This window comes from Bacillus sp. NTK071, from assembly GCF_017303315.1.
In the GTDB taxonomy this organism is placed as follows: Bacteria; Bacillota; Bacilli; order Bacillales; family Guptibacillaceae; genus Guptibacillus.
In genome coordinates, this window is sequence record NZ_JAFKOI010000019.1 from 1 (window position 1) to 19,456 (window position 19,456).

At 40.8% G+C, this 19,456-nt stretch carries 22 protein-coding genes and 12 tRNA genes; 2 read left to right on the top strand and 32 right to left on the bottom strand.

Annotated features, from left to right (window positions below; all coding sequences use genetic code 11):
- Positions 1 to 185: 185 nt before the first annotated feature.
- The 13 genes from JI666_RS18870 to JI666_RS18930 form a co-directional block, all read right to left on the bottom strand.
- A tRNA-Ile gene (locus JI666_RS18870) sits at positions 186 to 262 on the bottom strand.
- 8 nt (positions 263 to 270) lie between these two features.
- A tRNA-Gly gene (locus JI666_RS18875) sits at positions 271 to 344 on the bottom strand.
- Between the two features lie 8 nt (positions 345 to 352).
- Positions 353 to 429 (bottom strand) — tRNA-Pro (locus JI666_RS18880).
- A 20-nt stretch (positions 430 to 449) separates the two neighbouring features.
- A tRNA-Arg gene (locus JI666_RS18885) sits at positions 450 to 526 on the bottom strand.
- Positions 527 to 536: 10 nt separating this feature from the next.
- Positions 537 to 622, bottom strand: a tRNA-Leu gene (locus JI666_RS18890).
- Between the two features lie 36 nt (positions 623 to 658).
- Positions 659 to 743: transfer RNA gene (locus tag JI666_RS18895), tRNA-Leu, on the bottom strand.
- 7 nt (positions 744 to 750) lie between these two features.
- Positions 751 to 826, bottom strand: a tRNA-Lys gene (locus JI666_RS18900).
- A 4-nt stretch (positions 827 to 830) separates the two neighbouring features.
- A tRNA-Gln gene (locus tag JI666_RS18905) sits at positions 831 to 905 on the bottom strand.
- A 36-nt stretch (positions 906 to 941) separates the two neighbouring features.
- Positions 942 to 1,017, bottom strand: a tRNA-Asp gene (locus tag JI666_RS18910).
- Positions 1,018 to 1,068: 51 nt separating this feature from the next.
- Positions 1,069 to 1,143 (bottom strand) — tRNA-Glu (locus JI666_RS18915).
- A 7-nt stretch (positions 1,144 to 1,150) separates the two neighbouring features.
- A tRNA-Ser gene (locus tag JI666_RS18920) sits at positions 1,151 to 1,241 on the bottom strand.
- 3 nt (positions 1,242 to 1,244) lie between these two features.
- A tRNA-Asn gene (locus JI666_RS18925) sits at positions 1,245 to 1,319 on the bottom strand.
- Between the two features lie 177 nt (positions 1,320 to 1,496).
- Positions 1,497 to 1,949 carry a SprT family protein gene (locus JI666_RS18930; protein ID WP_206894587.1) on the bottom strand — a complete coding sequence of 151 codons (453 nt, stop codon included), beginning with the start codon at positions 1,947 to 1,949 and terminating at the stop codon, positions 1,497 to 1,499.
- Between the two features lie 100 nt (positions 1,950 to 2,049).
- Between JI666_RS18930 and cmpA the strand changes: the two genes are divergently transcribed.
- The gene (cmpA, locus tag JI666_RS18935; protein ID WP_136948697.1) at positions 2,050 to 2,163 is read left to right on the top strand and encodes a cortex morphogenetic protein CmpA; all 114 of its coding nucleotides are present in this window, start codon (positions 2,050 to 2,052) and stop codon (positions 2,161 to 2,163) included.
- Between the two features lie 9 nt (positions 2,164 to 2,172).
- Here the strand turns inward: cmpA and JI666_RS18940 are convergent, their stop codons facing one another.
- The 15 genes from JI666_RS18940 to acpS form a co-directional block, all read right to left on the bottom strand.
- A complete protein-coding gene (locus JI666_RS18940) occupies positions 2,173 to 4,353 on the bottom strand; it encodes a Tex family protein (protein ID WP_206894588.1) in 2,181 nt (726 codons plus the stop codon).
- A 385-nt stretch (positions 4,354 to 4,738) separates the two neighbouring features.
- Entirely contained in the window at positions 4,739 to 5,341 is a 603-nt protein-coding gene (locus tag JI666_RS18945; RefSeq protein WP_206894589.1) for a PP2C family serine/threonine-protein phosphatase, read from the bottom strand.
- A gap of 2 nt (positions 5,342 to 5,343) precedes the next feature.
- On the bottom strand, positions 5,344 to 6,135 hold the full coding sequence (sigB, locus tag JI666_RS18950; RefSeq protein ID WP_048312986.1) for an RNA polymerase sigma factor SigB: 792 nt from the start codon (positions 6,133 to 6,135) through the stop codon (positions 5,344 to 5,346).
- Positions 6,104 to 6,559, bottom strand: a complete 456-nt coding sequence (rsbW, locus tag JI666_RS18955) for an anti-sigma B factor RsbW (RefSeq protein WP_048313049.1) — start codon at positions 6,557 to 6,559, stop codon at positions 6,104 to 6,106. Before rsbW ends, sigB begins: the two co-directional genes overlap by 32 nt.
- Before the next feature lie 23 nt (positions 6,560 to 6,582).
- Positions 6,583 to 6,912: an STAS domain-containing protein gene (locus JI666_RS18960; protein WP_048312987.1), complete on the bottom strand. Its 330-nt coding sequence runs from the start codon at positions 6,910 to 6,912 to the stop codon at positions 6,583 to 6,585.
- Between the two features lie 73 nt (positions 6,913 to 6,985).
- A complete protein-coding gene (locus JI666_RS18965) occupies positions 6,986 to 7,996 on the bottom strand; it encodes a PP2C family protein-serine/threonine phosphatase (RefSeq protein ID WP_206894590.1) in 1,011 nt (336 codons plus the stop codon).
- A gap of 15 nt (positions 7,997 to 8,011) precedes the next feature.
- The gene (locus tag JI666_RS18970) at positions 8,012 to 8,413 is read right to left on the bottom strand and encodes an anti-sigma regulatory factor (protein ID WP_136948701.1); all 402 of its coding nucleotides are present in this window, start codon (positions 8,411 to 8,413) and stop codon (positions 8,012 to 8,014) included.
- Positions 8,414 to 8,416: 3 nt separating this feature from the next.
- Positions 8,417 to 8,773 (bottom strand): RsbT antagonist protein RsbS, encoded by a 357-nt coding sequence (gene rsbS, locus JI666_RS18975; RefSeq protein ID WP_048312990.1) that lies wholly within the window; start codon positions 8,771 to 8,773, stop codon positions 8,417 to 8,419.
- A gap of 12 nt (positions 8,774 to 8,785) precedes the next feature.
- Positions 8,786 to 9,607, bottom strand: a complete 822-nt coding sequence (gene rsbRA, locus JI666_RS18980) for an RsbT co-antagonist protein RsbRA (protein ID WP_206894592.1) — start codon at positions 9,605 to 9,607, stop codon at positions 8,786 to 8,788.
- A 237-nt stretch (positions 9,608 to 9,844) separates the two neighbouring features.
- On the bottom strand, positions 9,845 to 10,195 hold the full coding sequence (gene ndoA, locus JI666_RS18985; protein ID WP_048312992.1) for a type II toxin-antitoxin system endoribonuclease NdoA: 351 nt from the start codon (positions 10,193 to 10,195) through the stop codon (positions 9,845 to 9,847).
- Positions 10,196 to 10,199: 4 nt separating this feature from the next.
- The gene (locus JI666_RS18990; protein WP_048312993.1) at positions 10,200 to 10,484 is read right to left on the bottom strand and encodes a CopG family ribbon-helix-helix protein; all 285 of its coding nucleotides are present in this window, start codon (positions 10,482 to 10,484) and stop codon (positions 10,200 to 10,202) included.
- Between the two features lie 128 nt (positions 10,485 to 10,612).
- Positions 10,613 to 11,779, bottom strand: a complete 1,167-nt coding sequence (gene alr / locus JI666_RS18995; protein ID WP_206894596.1) for an alanine racemase — start codon at positions 11,777 to 11,779, stop codon at positions 10,613 to 10,615.
- A gap of 166 nt (positions 11,780 to 11,945) precedes the next feature.
- Complete coding sequence (locus JI666_RS19000) at positions 11,946 to 12,950, bottom strand: LolA family protein (RefSeq protein WP_349769363.1); 1,005 nt, start codon at positions 12,948 to 12,950, stop codon at positions 11,946 to 11,948.
- A 60-nt stretch (positions 12,951 to 13,010) separates the two neighbouring features.
- Positions 13,011 to 14,543, bottom strand: coding sequence for an NAD(P)H-hydrate dehydratase (locus JI666_RS19005; RefSeq protein ID WP_206894598.1), 1,533 nt, complete (start codon positions 14,541 to 14,543; stop codon positions 13,011 to 13,013).
- Between the two features lie 57 nt (positions 14,544 to 14,600).
- Positions 14,601 to 14,960, bottom strand: coding sequence for a holo-ACP synthase (gene acpS, locus JI666_RS19010; protein WP_206894601.1), 360 nt, complete (start codon positions 14,958 to 14,960; stop codon positions 14,601 to 14,603).
- A gap of 280 nt (positions 14,961 to 15,240) precedes the next feature.
- On the opposite strand from acpS, the gene JI666_RS19015 reads away from it, so the two are divergent.
- Positions 15,241 to 16,005: a rhomboid family intramembrane serine protease gene (locus tag JI666_RS19015; RefSeq protein WP_206894603.1), complete on the top strand. Its 765-nt coding sequence runs from the start codon at positions 15,241 to 15,243 to the stop codon at positions 16,003 to 16,005.
- 44 nt (positions 16,006 to 16,049) lie between these two features.
- Here JI666_RS19015 and JI666_RS19020 read toward each other — a convergent pair whose 3' ends face one another.
- The 4 genes from JI666_RS19020 to JI666_RS19035 are packed head-to-tail and all read right to left on the bottom strand — an operon-like array spanning position 16,050 to position 19,433.
- Positions 16,050 to 16,820 carry an STAS domain-containing protein gene (locus JI666_RS19020; protein WP_206894605.1) on the bottom strand — a complete coding sequence of 257 codons (771 nt, stop codon included), beginning with the start codon at positions 16,818 to 16,820 and terminating at the stop codon, positions 16,050 to 16,052.
- A complete protein-coding gene (locus JI666_RS19025) occupies positions 16,813 to 17,466 on the bottom strand; it encodes a cobalamin B12-binding domain-containing protein (protein WP_206894606.1) in 654 nt (217 codons plus the stop codon). Before JI666_RS19025 ends, JI666_RS19020 begins: the two co-directional genes overlap by 8 nt.
- A 52-nt stretch (positions 17,467 to 17,518) precedes the next feature.
- On the bottom strand, positions 17,519 to 18,961 hold the full coding sequence (locus JI666_RS19030; protein ID WP_206894607.1) for a PH domain-containing protein: 1,443 nt from the start codon (positions 18,959 to 18,961) through the stop codon (positions 17,519 to 17,521).
- The gene (locus JI666_RS19035; RefSeq protein ID WP_206894608.1) at positions 18,951 to 19,433 is read right to left on the bottom strand and encodes a PH domain-containing protein; all 483 of its coding nucleotides are present in this window, start codon (positions 19,431 to 19,433) and stop codon (positions 18,951 to 18,953) included. The genes JI666_RS19030 and JI666_RS19035 overlap by 11 nt, the downstream gene beginning before the upstream one ends.
- Between the last annotated feature and the right edge of the window lie 23 nt (positions 19,434 to 19,456).

Below are 19,456 nucleotides of genomic sequence, written 5' to 3' on the forward strand. Positions count from 1 at the left end.
GATCAAACTCTCCGATAGAAAGCTTAATCTAGCTTTTAAAACAATTTGCTTCCGTAGAAACAACTACTTACATGGCGTTTCGTTCAGTTTTCAAAGATCAATTTTTCTTTCATTACTGTTTTTAGCGACCAAACAATCGTATCATTTATGTTTAGTGCTTGTCAACAACTTTTTTTCAGAAAAGATGGTGGGCCTGAGTGGACTCGAACCACCGACCTCACGCTTATCAGGCGTGCGCTCTAACCAGCTGAGCTACAGGCCCATCTTAATTGGAGCGGGTGATGGGGATCGAACCCACGACATCAGCTTGGAAGGCTGAGGTTTTACCACTAAACTACACCCGCGAAATCAATGGTCGGGAAGACAGGATTTGAACCTGCGACCCCTTGGTCCCAAACCAAGTGCTCTACCAAGCTGAGCTACTTCCCGACATTTATTTAAATAAGAAATGGTGCGCCCGAGAGAAGTCGAATCCCTAACCTTCTGATCCGTAGTCAGACGCTCTATCCAATTGAGCTACGGGCGCATATTATATTTGGTGCGGTTGAGAGGACTCGAACCTCCACGGGGTTTCCCCCACTAGCCCCTCAAGCTAGCGCGTCTGCCATTCCGCCACAACCGCACATCGTTACTTGATGTAAACTATTATAAAAAGAATTGGTGCGGGTGAAGGGACTTGAACCCCCACGTCGTAAGACACTAGATCCTAAGTCTAGCGCGTCTGCCAATTCCGCCACACCCGCAAATAAGTGGTGAGCCATGAAGGACTCGAACCTTCGACCCTCTGATTAAAAGTCAGATGCTCTACCAACTGAGCTAATGGCTCAACATGGCTGGGCTAGCTGGATTCGAACCAGCGCATGACGGAATCAAAATCCGTTGCCTTACCGCTTGGCTATAGCCCAACAATTTATATAATCAGGATTGCTTTTTAAAGTTAATGGCGGTCTCGACGGGAATCGAACCCGCGATCTCCTGCGTGACAGGCAGGCATGTTAACCGCTACACCACGAGACCTCTATAACTGATTACATATCATGTTGATGAAACAAATATTCAAAAATAAGTTGGTGACCCGTACGGGATTCGAACCCGTGATACCGCCGTGAAAGGGCGGTGTCTTAACCACTTGACCAACGGGCCATAAAAATGGCGGAGAAGGAGGGATTTGAACCCTCGCGCCGCTTGCGCGACCTACACCCTTAGCAGGGGCGCCCCTTCAGCCACTTGGGTACTTCTCCGTTTGGCTCCACAGGTAGGATTCGAACCTACGACCGATCGGTTAACAGCCGATAGCTCTACCACTGAGCTACTGTGGAATAATATGTGTTTTGTTGTCTCCGTTATCGGCGACATTTAATATAATATCGCATCCAGCAATCAAAGTCAACAGTTTTTAATAAATTTCTTAATCTGTTATGTAAGTGATTGGGACGCGCTCTCCGAAGAGACTTTATTAATTTACCACATACCTTAAGGAGCGTCAATGACAAGTTTCAAGAAATTTTGCGTAACCTGCCCCTGCACCTGCCGCATACGTATTTCGATGTATTCATCCTCCTCTTTCTCATATACCTTGTCTTACAGTTTCGACATTCATAGAGGTGTTTCCATTCCTCGATACGCCTTTGACCAGGAACTACCTGACAGTAACGTGAGCCCCCAACTTGATTCAGTAGTTTTTTAAAATCCTGATCCTGATGCTTATATCCTTTACGTTGAAGATGTAAATGATAATGGCAGAGCTCATGCTTAATAATCCCAATAAGTTCTTCCATACCAAATTGATCGTAATGCTTTTTATTAAACTCAAGATTATGAGAGCGCAGTAAGTAACGTCCGCCTGTTGTTCTTAACCTTGAATTGAAAGTTGCAGAATGATTAAAGGACAGCCCAAACCATTCTTCTGAGATTGCTTCCACTAGTTTTTGCAAATCCTCTTCCTTCACATTCTCACCTCTTAACTTATTGAACACATACAAGCAGCACTTCATAAACTAATTTACAACATCATTACGAAAGTGTCATCTTCTAAAGGAGGAGATTCTGATGCCTGTCTGGTTTAAAAGACAGCTAAAGCAAGCATACCTCGATAAAGACCGTCGTCAAATCAAACTATTAAACCAATGCTGGTTTTTTTATAAAAGAAAACACCGCCCCTGAGGGCAGTGCTTATGAAGGATTGAGCATCGTAAGGGCAATTCGCTCTCTTTTTAAATCAACGCTATCTACCCATACCGTTACAACCTGTCCTACATGGACGACTTCCATTGGGTTTTTCACAAATTTATTCGTTAATTTCGATATGTGAACAAGCCCGTCTTGTTTTACACCTATATCTACAAAGGCTCCAAAGTCCACTACATTACGCACTGTCCCTTCGAGCTCCATTCCCTGCTCTAAGTCTTCCATCTTAAGAACATCTGTCTTTAAAATAGGCTGTGAAAGTTCATCCCTTGGGTCTCTTCCTGGTTTGCGAAGGGAAGCAATAATATCTTCAAGCGTCAATTCTCCAATTTCAAGCTCTGCTGCAGTGTCTTTAATTGAGAGGGTGGCAAGTGACTGGATGAGTTTTTCAGATCCAATATCCTCATGCTTACAATTCAATTGTGCTAGGAGCGCTTTGGTAACTTCATAACTCTCAGGATGTATTTCTGTTTGATCAAGAGGTTGCTTACCTCCCATAATTCTCATAAATCCAATACATTGTTCATATGTTTTAGCGCCAAGCCTCGGGACCTTCTTCAATTGAACACGACTTGTAAACTTTCCTTCTTCATCTCTTTTTTTGACGATATTTGTTGCAACCGCTCGAGATAGACCCGCTACATATTGAAGAAGTGATACAGATGCGGTGTTTACATTAACCCCTACTTGGTTAACCGCCGTCTCGACCACAAAAGTAAGCTGATCATTTAGCTTCTTCTGAGATACATCGTGTTGATATTGTCCAACACCAACTGATTTGGGATCGATCTTCACGAGTTCAGCAAGTGGATCCTGAATTCTTCTCGCAATTGAAACCGCAGAACGTTCTTCAACCTGTAGAGATGGGAATTCTTCTCTTGCTAGGTCCGAAGCGGAATAAACACTTGCTCCAGCTTCATTAACGATTAAATAAGCTAAATCTACATCGACTTCTTTAATAACGTTAGCAATAAATTGCTCTGTTTCGCGAGATGCTGTACCATTTCCAATCGCAATCATTTCGATATCATAGTCCTCAATCATCTTCTTTACGATTGCCATCGATTTATCCACCTCTGATCTTGGAGGTGTAGGATAAATGACTGAAACGGTCAACATTTTCCCAGTATCATCTACAACAGCTAACTTACACCCAGTACGATAGGCCGGGTCAACGCCAAGTACTCGTTTTCCTTTTAGTGGAGGTTGAAGTAAAAGGTGCTTTAAATTCTCAGAAAAAATATGAATAGCCTGATCTTCAGCTTTTTCTGTTAACTCTTTGCGTATCTCTCTTTCAACAGATGGCTGAATGAGACGCTTATAACTGTCGACCATTGCTTCCTCCAGAAGATCAACGCAAGTCTTCTGAAGAGTGTTAATCGTTTTTCTTCTTAAATAATCATGGATTGAATCTACGGGCGGTGTAATAGATGCCCTTAAAATTCCCTCTTTTTCACCTCTATTGATTGCTAGAATACGGTGAGGAACAATTTTGGAAATTCCCTCCTCATACGCATAATACATTTCAAAGATTTGCTTAGGATCATCTTCCTCTGATTTCACAGCGGTTTGAAGAAGACCATATTGAAACGTCTTTGTACGAATCCACTTTCTCGCTTCAGCATCATCTGAAATCCATTCTGCAATAATATCTCTCGCTCCCTGAAGAGCGTCTTCAACGGAAATTACATCATTCTCTTCAGATAGAAAGTTAACCGCTTCTTCAGATGGCTCACGGTCTGCTACCGTCATAATCCAATTCGCCAGGGGCTCTAATCCCTTTTCCTTTGCGATTGTCGCTTTTGTCCGCTTTTTTTGTTTATAAGGACGATATAGATCTTCTACCTCTTGGAGCTTTGTTGCTTTCAGAAGTTGAGCCTTCAGTTCATCTGTTAATTTATCTTGGTCATGTATAAGACGAATCACTTCTTCTTTACGGTTCTCCAGGTTTTGCAAATAAGTCCATGCTTCCTGGATATCCCTAAGCTGCACTTCATCTAGACCACCAGTAAGTTCCTTACGATACCTCGCTATAAAGGGGACCGTATTCCCACCATCTAAAAGAGTGATCACTTCTCTCACACTGCGTTCAGCAATATTCAATTTCTGTGCTACTTTATGAAAATGTTCTGCCTGTTGTTTGTCTGCCGTATTTCCCAAAATCATTCCTCCTTAGAACCATTTCAATAATAGTATAAGTTTACCGAATAAAAGGTCTCGTTAAAAGTCTCCCTTTTACAAAATGACTCTTTTCGTAAACATCGTTGCTAGAAGAGTGGAGGTGATTTCCGCTTCAGGATGCTCGCTTTCCGCAGGGCGGTGAGCCTCTTCTTGGCTAACGCTCCTGTGGGGCCTCACCTGTCCCGCTAGTCCAATTTTTTATAAAGCAACATTCTTTTAGAAAAGAGCCATTAGTATAGAAATGATTTCCATTACCGGCTCAGCCAAACATATTGATACCTCGTACAATACATCTAATCCTCACAATGAAATAAATTTCGTCTATGAACAAAATAAAAAAAGCTCTTCCTTATGGATACGGAAGAGCTTTTTAAACGGTTTTACCTACAAGCAGGGTAATGTCATCATTTGTTGACGGAAGCGAATCTGTTAAATGTTGAAAGGACTCTTGTACTGAATCAAAACGAGCAATCATTGCATAATTTTTGGAGCTAATTTGGACACCGTCAGAATAGGTGACAAATGAAGATCCTGATGGGTAATCAATTGTTTGAACTTTTACTTTTTGAGACTTTCCAGATAAATAGCCAGAGTATGAGATCGGGCGATTGATGCGTCCGTCGGGTTGATAGATAATTAAGTTAATATTACCTATGCCGCTAAACTCCATCTTTCTAGTTTCAAGATCAAGCTTAAAAACAGACAGAACACAACCTCGTTTTCCTCTCATCTCTTCATTCGCACGCTTCATTAAGGATTCAACATCTTCATCTTGATGCTCTTTTACTACATTAATTGCAGCGAGAGATGAATCTTTTGCCATATCACCACTTCCAAGACCATCAGCTACTGCACAAATAAAATATTCCGAAGTTTCCGTTACATAATAGCTGTCTCCACACATCTGATTGCCAGCTTTCGGTTTCTGGTAAGCAGCTACAGTAAGCCGTTTAAAATCATGATGGTGAATCATAGCTAAAATGCCTCCGTTGGTTCTATTCGAATGGCTTGTCTAAGTTTCTCAAGCGCTCTACGCTGCAAACGTGAAACATGCATCTGTGAAATGCCTAGTTTCTCTCCAGTTTCTTTCTGGCTCATGTTCTCGAAATAAGTGCAATTTAGAATTTCCTGTTCTCGCTCTGTTAGTACAGCGAAAGCTTTCTTAAGAAGCATTTGTTGATCCACTAAATCAAAGCCTTGTTCTTGATCGCCAACAAGATCCAAGAGAGTTACTGTACTGCCTTCCTGATCAGCTTCAATAGAACTATCTACTGAAAGCGCCTGGTAGCTCTTGCCCATCTCCATCGTCTCAAGGACTTCTTCTTCAGAAACGTTCAAATACTCTGCAAGTTCATCAACCTTAGGAGAACGTTGCAATTCATTTGTTAGTTCTTCAACTGCCTTCTTAATACGTGGACCGAGCTCTTTAATCCTTCTTGGTACATGAACACTCCACGTTTTATCGCGAATAAAACGTTTAATTTCACCAACAATTGTTGGAACAGCAAACGATTCAAAGCTTCTACCAAACTCTGGGTCATAGCGACGCAGGGCGGCTAGCAATCCGATCATCCCAACTTGTGCAAGATCATCATGTATGCTTTTCCCTTTGGAAAACTTACGAGCAAGTGATTGAACAAGATCCTGATACCTTTCAACCAGTTTCAGTTGAACAACTTCATCAGTAGGATCATTTTGATATTGTTCAATCCACTCATAAACTTCATTGTTGTTATTATTGCGGGGATGAGGAGATTGTGTCGGCATCTACTTCCACCCCATCTCTATGGAGGAACTTCGTCATCATAACTACTACTCCGTCCTCTCCACTGATTTCCACTTTGTCCATCAGCGATTCAATCAGAAAGAGACCTAGTCCTCCCTCACTGAGTTGTTCCACAGACTTATCACTATCAACCGGACCTAACTTCTCCGAAACCTTTGTGTAATCAAAGCTTTGACCACGGTCAAGTACCATCATTTCAAGACGGTCTTCGTAAATACCAAAACCAATTGTAATTTGTCCTTTTTCATCTTCTTTATAAGCATGATTCACTGCATTCGTACAAGCTTCTGAAAGGGCAATTTTAATATCTTCAATTTCATCATAAGAATAACCCATACGGTTTGCGATACCAGAAACGGTTAATCTTGTAACTCCAACAAACTCTGCCTGAGCAGGGATTTTCATTTCAACAAAATCTGAAATGTTTATCACTTGGATCCCCCCTTTACGTCTTCGATATCGATCACTTCATCAAGGCCAGTGATTTCAAAGAGACGCTGAACGCGTGAAGTCATACCAGTCAATTTAATCGAGCTACCGTGCTCTTTAGATGATTTAAGTGCACCTACGAACACACCTAATCCGGTGCTGTCCATATAGTTAACATCACCAAGATGAACTAGTGTTTCATGACCTTCTTTTCCGGTTAGCGGAAGTAAAGCTTCACGTAGCTGTGGTGCTGTATAAGCATCTATTTCCCCTGCTATATGTAAATGATGTGTATTCTCATGATCTTCTTGTTTGATCTGTAAATTCATAACATTACCCCCTGTAGGTTGCTTCAAATAATAAATAATATCATTATTCCCTTATTCCACTAGCTGAGAGAAGTTAAACCTCTCGTCGTAAAATCACGAGTGTGAAGTCATCACGAAGTTCAAACTCTTGCAACCGCTCAAGTTCTCTATACACTTCATCAACGATTTCCTGAGCTGAAAGGTGAATATATTTACGAATCATTGCAACAATTTCATCTCGCTCAATAAATCCGTTACTAGAACGACACTCTGTTACGCCATCAGATAACATAATAACCATATCATTCCCATGTAAGACACGCTGATATTCCTGATATGACGTTTTCTTAGAAACACCAAGAACTAATCCTTTTGTAAACAACTCTTCAAATTCATCTTTCCCTGCATCGTAAAAAAAGCCCGGCTCATGACCGGCGCCAGCATAATAAAATGAATTGACCCTAGGATCGTACAATCCGTAAAACATTGTAATAAACATATTAGGATCTACATTCTGCTCTACCACTCGGTTAAGATTCTCAAGAACTGCCCCTGGTTGCATACGCTGTTCAGGAGCACTATCCATTGTGTATTTAATCATGCTCATACATAATGCTGCAGGTATACCTTTTCCAATTACATCAGCAATTGCTACACTCATGCAATTATTCTCATCCTGAACAAAATGGTAGTAATCCCCACTCATTTTCTGAGCAGGTTTACTAATAGCACCAATATCAAGACCCCTGACATCAGGCTTATCACCCGCCAACAACGTTTGCTGCATATTAGCAGCAATTTCAATTTCTGATTCAAGCTGTTGTTGACGGCTTCGAAGACTCTGATGTTCCCTGTAAGCAAATCCATAACCAATCATCATCTCTAGCAAGAAATCATAAGAGTTTTTAAGCGGCTGAGGAATATCAGGAAATAGTTCTTCAAGTACGCTCACATGAAGGCTAACAGCTTCTTCAGGGGAAATTTTTTGCTCAATCATTTTCCTGCTAAACTGCTGTCCTTTGTAAAGCGTTTGCTCCGACTGCTCTTGTAAATAATTCTCTAATATAGATTTGTATTTTTGATATTGAAGATCTCGGTCATCCATAGTGGCCTATCCTCCTTAACGGAGCCATTTAATAGAAGTTATAATTGTTCCTTCATTTTCTTTTGAATCAATCGTAAACTCGTCCATTAAGCGTTTAACTCCTGGAAGACCTGCTCCAAGACCACCAGAAGTGGTAAAACCATCTTCCATTACTTTTCGTATATCTTTAATTCCAGGTCCCGAGTCAGACGCTTCGATTTTAAGCCCTAATTTACCACCGTTTTCCACACGCTCAATGGCAACTTCGCCATTTCCAGCATAAAGGTATATGTTACGTGCGAGCTCGGAGATTGCTGTAGTTATTCGAGCTTGGTCAACTGTGCCAAACCCAAGTTCTTTAGCAATGTTTCTACCCGACTGCCTCGCTTTAACAATATCCCATTCATTTCTAACTTCCACACAGGATTGGATATTCATAGCTTATCCCCCCAATTCCTGTTGTAATTTCTCTAACCCCTGTTCTAAATCTAATGCAGTTGGGACATTCTTCATCATGATGCCTAGATCAATCAACGTTATAGCAACAGCAGGTTGAATTCCTGTAAGCACCACTTTTGCCCCCATTAAATTCGACATGCGTACAACATCACCTAGTACTTTGGCGATAAATGAATCAATCATATCGACAGATGTCAGATCAATTACAACGCCTTTTGCTCCTGTCTCATGAATCTTTTCGAGCAAATCCTCCTGAAATTGAAGTGCTGTTTTGTCGTCAAGGTCTACCTGAATAGTAATTAACAAATATTGATTTAGTTTCAATATAGGAATTCGCATGGTCTTCCCCCCTTACTCAAGCTCAATCATTTTTCGTTTAGTCATTTCTAATGCTGTTTTCATACCTTTAAATAACGTACTCTTGGTTGGGAATTGGCCGAGGTCGATCCCCAGATTGACGATCGTTTGAGCAATCTCAGGTCTAATGCCAACTAGAATACATTGTGCTCCAACAAGGCGAACTGCTTCAGCAGCCTGAATAATATGGTGAGCAACCATTGTATCCACTACAGGAACACCAGTAATGTCAATGAGAACAACTTGAGATCTATGTTTAATAACACCAGTCAACAGATTTTCCATTATAAGTTTCGCGCGTTCTGTATCAATGGTTCCGATAAGTGGCATTACACTGATATTCTCAAAAACCGGAATAAGAGGTGCAGATAATTCTTGAAGAGCAACTTTCTGAATGGATACTGTATTCTCCCAATTCTTAGCACTCTCATTGATTAGCTGATTAACAATTGGGTCAATCCAGCGATCAATTTCATCGTACATAGCAAATACTTTTTCATTTGACTGGTTGGCATCTAGAATCACTGCCAAAATAATTCGGCGGAAATTTTGCAACCCTTGCGTAATATAGCTAAGTCTCCACCCTATCTTCATTAAATGTTCAGCGAACTCGGTCATCCGATCTGTTGGCTTATGAACATTTTGTTCAATATGCGTATAAATAATTTCAAACAATTCTTGGTTTGTTTCCTCGTAAGCTTTATCGGTTATTGACTGTAGCCGGTGTTCGTCCCGTACTCTTTCCATCTCGTCCATCCATCTGGTATAAATACGTTCACGGCTTTCATTCAATAATTGTATGACTAACTTGTCCATCTTGCTCCTCCCTACGATCTTACTGCGTTCATTTATCTTCTCATTGCCAGGAAATCCTCGCAATCATTATGCTTTCCCAATTTAAGCGCATCACATCATTTTTATCTTAACACACTTTTCGACACAACTAGAATATTACCTGCCATACCCCATACGAAAAGCCTTAAAAGATTTCATTTAGGATACAAAAAAACTGCTCATAAGAGCAGCTTCGCTTGGGTACTATTCTATGCGTTTTCAAAAATCAATAAGTCCAAGGCTGATCTGCAGGGCTTCTTGCACCCGTTGCATCATACCCTCATCAAGGTGAGTGATCTTATCAGTTAGACGCTGTTTATCAATGGTACGAATTTGTTCTAGCAATATAACCGAATCCCGTTCAAATCCATAGCGCTTGGCATCAATTTCCACATGAGTGGGAAGCTTTGCTTTTTGAATTTGAGCAGTAATTGCGGCAACAATGACAGTAGGACTAAAACGATTCCCAATGTCGTTCTGAATAATCAATACAGGCCTTACGCCACCTTGTTCAGAACCTACAACAGGAGAAAGGTCAGCAAAATACACATCACCTCGTTTGACAATCAAGTCATTACACCCCGCTTACTAAGCGGTCCACGGTGTGCTCTGCTTCCTCCTCAACAAGAAAGGCTTCTGCTGCAAGGTTCAAGTTAATCTTAGCCATCTCCATGTACCCCTGGCGCATGGCGTCACGAATTTGTCGCTTCTTGCGCTCGCGAATATACATTGTCGTGGCCTGTGATATGAACTCGTTACGATCGAGCTGTTCCTGTTGAATGATACCATCCACCTCATTTAAAATATGTTGTGGGAGAGTTACAACAATCGATTTTTTGTTTGCCTCTGACACAAACATACACCTCCGAAGCACTGCTACTCATATTGTATTCCACCATTAATCTTACCATTGCAGACGACGCATTGCAAAACAACTTTCCACAAGACTATTTCATCATATTCTTGCAAAATCCTTCTTTTATTTTACTATTTTTTTAAAATTGTATTCATTACGCCCTTTTTTTCTTCATTCTCTCGAAAAATTCGCGGAACGCGCGGTCCGATCATACAAGGAATTTCATAGTTTATCGTCTCAAGTCGCTTAGCGATGTCATCTATTGTAATTTCTTCTGAACCCTGTCGACCTATTAGCGTGACACGCGTCCCAACTTTAGTCGATGCAGGGAGTCGAACCATAAACTGATCCATACAAATTCGACCTACAATTGGTGCTTGTTCACCATTTATTAGTACATATCCATCTCGTAACTTGCGGATCCAACCATCTGCATAGCCTATTGGAACTGTTCCAATCCATTCGCCTTCAGTCGTATGATAAGTCGATCCATAACTAATCGGCTCCCCTTCTTTCATTTGCTTCACATGAACAAGTTGACTATGAAGACTGAAAGCAGGATTAAGATTAAAAGGTTGAACTGATTTCATTTCTTGAGAAGGACTGAGACCATACATGGAAATACCAACACGGATGATATTCCCAATTCGTTCAGGCATTCTGACAGCCCCTGCGCTATTGCCAAGATGAATCCAGACAGGGTTTATGCCTTCCGACTTTAGATAAGATGCCATTTCTTCAAACCTGTTACGCTGCGTTTCAATAAATGGATTATCTGGTTCATCCGCCGTTGCAAAGTGTGTATACAGTCCCTCCACTTTAAATGAAGAATTCTTTTTTAAACACTCTACTATCAGTTTAGCTTCCTTTTCTTCCTTTATACCTAGTCGTCCCATTCCGGTGTCGACTTTTAAATGAATAACAAGAGATAAGCCATTTAATATAGCTTCAGCTTGCTTAAGCCATTCCAATTGAAAAACTGTCAGCGTGATGTCCTGTTCCGCTGCCAATTTGGCATGAACTGGTGGAACCCAACCTAGTACTAGAATTGGTGTAGTAATTCCTTCTTCACGGAGCGCAAGTGCCTCGTCGAGAATCGCCACTGCTAGATAAGATGCACCTGACTTTATTGCCGTCTTAGCTGTCGCTAATGCACCATGTCCGTAACCATTCGCTTTTACGACTGCCATTATTGAAACATCTGATGGAACATGGTTTTTATAAGCATGTATATTTTGTTTAATGGCATCGAGATTAATTTCTGCCCATGTTTCTCTATAAAAAGGTTGATTCTCCATACTTTATTTCCTCCTGAAACAAATCACTCTGCTTTCTATTTTAGGAGTTTTTAAGAAAATCGCAAGCGCAACTATCTAAAGTATGTGAATAACACTAGCCTCGATTTTATGATCCACATAACTTCTAAAGAAGGTTCAGCCGTGACAGCTGAACCTTCTTGGAGTGTTATTTAATTTCTGTTGTTCCGTACACTGACCTTGCAACAGAGACCATTTCTTCGATTGATAGATCATCTGAAGCAAGGAAGAAGTCAACCCCGTTATGGTTCCAGGTAACTGTCGACTCGGTCATAATTCCCATTGTGAAACCAAGGTCGACAGGTTCTCCTTCACCAACTGATACAGGTGCACTTGTCTCAAGTGCAGCTTCACTCTTCTCCTCAATCAATGTGAATGATTTTTCACCAGTAAAGGTTAATATCACTTTATCGGTCGCTACTTCTTTCTCGTCTGTAAGGCCAGTCCCTTGAGGCTCATACATTGGGTAGACGACTTCAAAAGGCTCATTGGTAGCTGCAATGACTGGCACTTCAAGCTGAGCTGCTGTCATATTTCGCTCCATATCAAAAGCACCTTTGTCGAACGAAGCATTAAATTTCATATTGGAGAATTCAATGTTCACTAACGGTTTCATATCCTGATTCATAATTGTTACTTTCTCTGGAGCAAGATCCTTCTTATTTAGCTTAATTGATTGCTTAGATAAGTTTTTGTTTTGATAGTTTGTTTTAGTCGTGAAGACATAGTCATTATCTTTTGCTTCAAACCCCGCGCTTGAGTCGTTTAGAATATCAGACACGAGTGTGTTATAGAGATAAGCCTGACTACCGTTCTCTGGCCAATTACTTTGGAATCTGAAACTTTTATTAAGAGCTGGGGTAAGCACAAACACCCCTTCATCATTTCTTAAAATAATTTGGCTTTGCTCTTTCGTTGCATTTTTCAATTCTACTCGATAATAAGATGGCTTCTGATACCAAATTTCTACATCATAACGTTGAGGCTCTTCCCCTGTTTCAAGTGTCATCTTTGCATTTACTTTATAGCTGTCCATTTCATTTAACTTTTTATCCAAAGCATCCACTACGTCCTGCTGACTTTTTTGTCCGCATCCAGAAAGGGCAACAAGCATCAGTATTCCGATAAGTAAAACAGAACCGAACCTTTTCACTGTATCCAACTCCTTTGCCTCATTTAAAACGACAAAGGAGGTTCCTGTGTGGTGAAAAACCTATCCGTGGTTTTGCTCAAGAAATGAATGCAGAACAGCTGGTATAGTTGCAATAACATCGGTTGCCAATACGTCCAGGGTTGAATGAGCTGTTTGAACCAGGGTATCAGCCGCTTTACCGTGAACAAGAACGGCATTGCTTATCCCTTCTTGAATGGACTGACTATGCATGACAAAAGCGAGTACCATTCCTGTCAGCACATCACCAGATCCACCTTTTGCTAAAGCTGGATTACCTGTTGTGTTGACAAACTGACTTCCATCAGGTGTGGTCACAACTGTATATGGACCTTTTAAGACAAGATATACACCAAACTCACGTGCAAACGACCGAGAGATTTCGAATCGTCTACTTTGAATATCTTGAATAGAAAGCCCAGTCAGTCTTGCCATTTCTCCCGGATGCGGAGTCAAAATAGTCGGTGACTTTCTTGCTTTCAATTCATCTTTCAGTTCATTCAAATGATAAAGTGCATCGGCGTCCAGAACGAGAGGTACGTTCGTTGCAAGCATAGCTTTTACAACCTTGCTACACCCCACTTCCCTTCCAAGACCCGGCCCAACCGCGATACCATCGAATTCAGAAAGATCACCTGACACCTCTCCAGAGAAATATCCATTATCTGAAGACCACCCTTGAAACATCGCTTCTAACATAGTACTTGTTACTATTGAAAGGATATTATCCGGCACAGCGACCTGTAATAAACCCGCTCCACTTCGATAGGCAGCTTTTGTTGACATTACAGGTGCTCCAGCCATTCCCCTTGATCCGCCAATCACCAGACCTTTTCCATGGCTTCCTTTATGGGAGGATGACGTTCGATCGGTAAGTGTACGCTTAACATCTGACTCGAGCCAGAGTTTTCTTTGTAAAGCTTTTGAAAATGCGTTTCGAGGCAGTCCAATATCAATCACTTCTAGTTCTCCATAATAATCAGCATCAGGGTAAAGGAAGGCGCCTAACTTCGGGCACTGAAGTGTATAAGTTCTGTCAGCACGAATAGGCTGACACTCTCCTTCGAACCCTCCATTAGCATGTAAGCCACTTGGCAAGTCGACAGAAATGACCGTAGCAGAAGACCGATTTACTTTCTGAACAACTTCATCATATGGCGAACGAATCACTCCTGATATGCCAAGCCCTAACAGACAATCGATTATAACGGTATAACTCGCAAGATTTTGTTGAAATGCTTCTCCATCTTTATAAGCATTCCATTCATAAGACAAGTTGGTATAAATGCCAAAATGAGTACCCGCATCCCCCTTTAGTTTTGAATGTGGGGGAATCACCCATACATCAACATTGTAACCCTTCTCTTTTAAGTATCTTGCAAGAACAAAGCCGTCTCCTCCGTTATTCCCTGAACCAATTAGCACAGCCACCCGTTCATTTTTGTGTATCCTGCCCTTCATTGCTTCAAAAAGCGCTTTACCTGCATTTTCCATAAGTAGTACGCCACTTAGACCAATCTCCTCCATGGTAAACCGGTCCGCTTCATACATTTCTTCTCCGGATACGATTCTCACAACAGGTCCCTCCTGACCGTGGTAAAATATATGAGCCAAGTCCCAAAGTTATGCAGACTAGCTTGACGAGCTTTCGATAATGATTTGCGACACTGCATGTTGCCTCGTGTGTGAAATTGAAATATGTATGCGTTCACCTTCGCCTATTGTTTCAATATAGGGTGCTCCTTCTGGGGACTTTTGGATTGTGATATCCTGAAAGCTCAGTTTCCCGATTCCTGTCCCTCTCGCTTTCGCATAAGCTTCTTTGGCCGCAAACCGACCAGCAAGAAATTCCACACTTCTCCGTCCACTAAGTTTGCAATACTCCTCTTGCTCACTACTCGTCAGAATTCGTTCTGGAAAAGAAGGGTTCCTTTCAACAGCTTTCTGAATCCGATCGAGTTCAATCAAATCGATTCCAATTCCTATAATCATGAAAAACCTCCTTAGTACTATCTCATTAAGATTTAGCATAAAGTTATCAATAGTGCTCAGGTTGAAAGCTATGCTAAACTAGTAACAAATAAATAGATAGTTCGTTTTATTTAAATGCCGTTCACTTCATAAAAGGCTCTTTTCTAAAAGATTGTTGCTTTGAAACAATTATTGAACAAGCCGTACTTAGTGAGTGGAGCGGAAATTAACCCGCTATAGCAACAACGTCTACGTAAAGAGCCAAACAAAAAATTAAATCTTTAGAAAAGGTGGTTAATATATGTTTGTGCGAAATGAAGATTTTCGCTCATTTATCCGCTATTATCCTATCATTTCCATACTTATTGGTATACATATCCTCCTCTTTATTATGGTAAACCTTTTTGGGATGTTTTCCATTTTCAATTTAGGAGTAGGCTCCAATCGAGCGATTGAGGCAGGGCAGTACTGGAGACTTGTCACACCAATCTTTCTACACGGCGGTTTCGCTCACGTGTTGTTCAACTCTTTCTCACTCTACCTTTTTGGTCCAGCACTAGAGCAAATGCTCGGTAAAACAAAGTTTTTAATTGGTTACTTCGGTGCTGGTATCATTGCGAACATCGCTACTTTTTACTTACAGGATAGTACATTCAGTCATGTTGGTGCATCCGGTGCGATCTTCGGCTTATTCGGCATCTATTTCTATATGGCCTTCTATCGAAAAGAGCTAATCGACCAGGCAAATTCTCAGCTCATTTTAATGATTCTTGGGATTGGTCTTGTCATGACGTTCATTAGCCCTAATATTAACATTCTCGGTCATTTATTCGGCTTCCTTGCAGGTGCAGCATTAGCACCTATTCTTCTCATAGGAGCAAAGCCATTTATTAACCGTGGTATGATTCGCGTTCGGCGCGCACCAGATACTAGTGGGGATATCCGCTTTAAACCTAACAGATGGCAGAAGCGTAGAATTCGTTCAGGTTCTGGCACAGGTGGCAAAATCATCTGGGGAGTTTTCGTTGTTCTCGTTGCTCTTGGTTTTCTCGCACGCTATTTCTAAAAATAAGAAGAACCGGTGATTTGAATACACAATCACCGGTTTCTTTATTCCAAAGGAGCAATCATATAATATTGAATAGCATCTTTTAACCTGCCCATTATATCGAAATTCTGGTTTAATTCGAAATCAAGGTCTACTAGGTTAAACACATGTGATGGCTTTAAACCGCATAACACGGGTGTCACACCGATCACATTAACCATTTTGCAGAATGAGTGTAAGGCTTGAGCACCGCTCTCCTCTACTTCTCCAACCCCACTAAAATCAATAATAACGTGATTATAATCACCATTGCGAATTGAATAAAGCAACTCATTCTGATTCAATTCAAATAACACCTGTTCAAGCGTTCCGAATAAAGGAATGACCCCAATAGTTGAAGAGATTGGCAGGAAAGGACTGGATAACTTTTTAATTCTTGTGAGTGCTGCTTCCAACTCTTCCTTTTTATCAAGTAAGTCAAAATTGGTTTCTGATAACCTTTCTCTCTGCTTTTGAATCGACTCACCAAGCTTTGCAATTCTTTTATCCTGTTTAACACAAACAAGCTGTGCTAATCCTTCATTTGACCATTTTACATACACATTATATAGAGAATAAGGAAAAAGTATCGTGTTCAATACCAACTCAATCTCTACTTCCTTTTGAAGAGGTGTCAGATACTTTTTCGCCTTTGTCCTGCTGTCCTGGTCGACAAGCTGTAGAAAAGAAGTGGAGGAAGAAAAGGATTCGGTCGCTAGTTGTGACCTCTCAATAATTTCTAGATTGTCATTTATGATAAATGCAGGGAGTGGATGATTCTTAATATCAAACATGATTGTGCTCCCCACCCTTCCGATCTTCTAACCATAAACGTATCTGCTCGAGATCTGGAACTAATATCGTATGCTTAGAGCAATACTTTGATAAATCATATTGTGCAGCAAGTCTACCACCAACTAACACCTCAGGAGTCTTTTCTAACCCTTCAAGCTCTGTCACATAGTGGTTAAGTCGCTCAACATGAGACATAATTGAGACAGAAATGCCTACGACGGAAGCATCCCATTTCTCAACCGTATCTATGACGTGCTCAAGCGGTAGATTTGCTCCAAATAACTTTGTTTGCCAACCGTACTCTTGAAAAAGTAACGAAATCATTTTCAACCCTAAATAATGTTGCTCTTGTTCAATACATAGAAATATAGCACGTGGACCATCAGCTTTTTCATTCGTTATTTTTTTAGAATAGGCATATCGAGAAAGCACATAATCACAGGTTGTCGTTGCAAGGTGCTCATCTGCTACAGAAATTTCATTTTCTTCCCATAGCTTTCCTACTCGCTGCATTGCTTTCGTTAATACTTCATAAGTTAGATGACTATTTTCCATCAAATTCTCTTGTTCTTCAATTCTTTCCCACGCTCTATCCTGATCGCCTTCAAGGAAGTCTTCTGTTAATCGTTGTATATCAATTGTCATTCTTTCACCTCTCCTTCTTTGAAGGCTTGTATTATATGTTCTTTAAAAGTATCTATTCGCCCTGTTTCAATTCACTAGTACGCTCACTTGACTCATATGAATACCAATCCAGAAGTGATTGTCCATCAAGCTGATCAATTTCTCTTACTCGAAATTGTTTACCTGCAAAGCTTGAAAGAATTGATAGTTGGAATGTCGTTAATAATCGTCTTTTTTGAAAATAAGTGGTTTGCATTTCCATGGCCTGAATCCTCTTACGCGCTACATAGACTCTCGTTCTGCCAATTTGCCTGAACTGCAAGAGTGCAATCCCGTTCTTTACACTCCACCCCGCATCACGATAATGAAAATAACCAATTAGACAGGCAAGTGGAATCAATAGAACTGATAGGTACCCATATGGAATGAAATAGCTAAGTGCACCTACTGGTATAAGGGTAGGTAGAGTAAATCGAATCATATAACGCCGTCTTGCACGCGTCGAAAGAGGTTTCACCTCGTTATGAATAGGAATTTCCGGTAGCACCTCTTCAATAAACGACTTAATGCGTTTGCGCTTCATTAGAGGGTACATAACCGTTGAGAATTGCTCATCTTTCCCACCGCCCCCACCACTTTCTACGTAAATAGCAGCATAACCAAAAGGCTGGCGTAGAAGACCTTCAACAACTCTAATCGCCTGAATTCTTTGGACAGGTATTGTTAATTGTCGCTTTTCTAGAACACCTCGATGAATAATTAAATCACTCTCTTGACGAGAAAAAACGAAGCCTCCATATTTCAATACCGTTCCTACAACTGAGAATAGCCAAGACAAAATAAGAATAAAAGCCACGCTGAACAGAATAAGTGGGATTGTGGCATCCAAAACCGTTTCTGTTGCTTTCGTATAGAATTCATCAGGGATAAGGTTATCAAGTTGTGAACCAATCGCGGCTAAAAAAGAGAGAACGACGCCTATTCCGCCTGAAGTTGATGCTGCTATAAGAAGCTGACGCCAAGTTAATTTATACTGTAGAACAGGAGCAACTTCTTCATTATTTTCTTCATTTGTACTTTTCTTGTTATACAATTCTTCTTTTAATCGCTCCGCATCAAGACGACTTAACGCCGGCATAACGACCTCAGGTTCGCCCCCTCCACCAGCCGTCTCAATTTGAACTTTAACTAGTCCAAAAAGACGTTGAATAACACCCTGAGAGAAATCGATAGATTGAATCCTCTCTCTAGGAATAAAACGCTTTTTGCGAAAGATAAAACCTTGATGAATTCGTAATTCATTATTTTGTACTTGATATGTATAAAAAAGCCAGCCCATAACACCATTTAAAAGCGTGAAAACAAGCAGCCCTCCAATTGCGATAAAATGCCACCAGGAATAGCCACCACGTCCAACAAAAATGAAAAAGATGAGTGGGAGTGCAGCCTCTTTGATAGAGCTAATGAATGATAGAAGCATTGCTACAGGATGAAGACGCTTGCGATCAAACATCATCTTCTGCCATCCTCGCAAGAATTGAAATTCGATCCCTAAGTTCGTCTGCTATTTCATTAGAAAGAGCTGGTATCTCATGTGTTGTTGCTGCAGTTGAAATGGTAACAGATGATAGCTGATTTGCACGTAGCAACGGTCCTTGCCTCGTATCTACATGTTGAACTCGAACCATTGGTATCAATGTACGGGTCACCATAATAACACCATATTTCAACTCGACTTCATGCTCGCTCACTTCATAACGCCACTTTCTCCACCTAAGTTTAGGAAGAACCCAGACTTGTAGAATGGTAAATATAATGACTAGTATACAGCTCACTACTAAAACCCAATAAGGTATGGCGCGAACGAATAAGTGGAATGTAAATAGACCAGCAAGAATGATCATGCTTACAAAAGATACAATCCCGCCTGTAATTTGCCATACTTTTAACCCTTTTGGGTCAATTTTCTTCGAAGGTTCTGGTCGCATTCTTTTCCTCTCTTTCACATTTC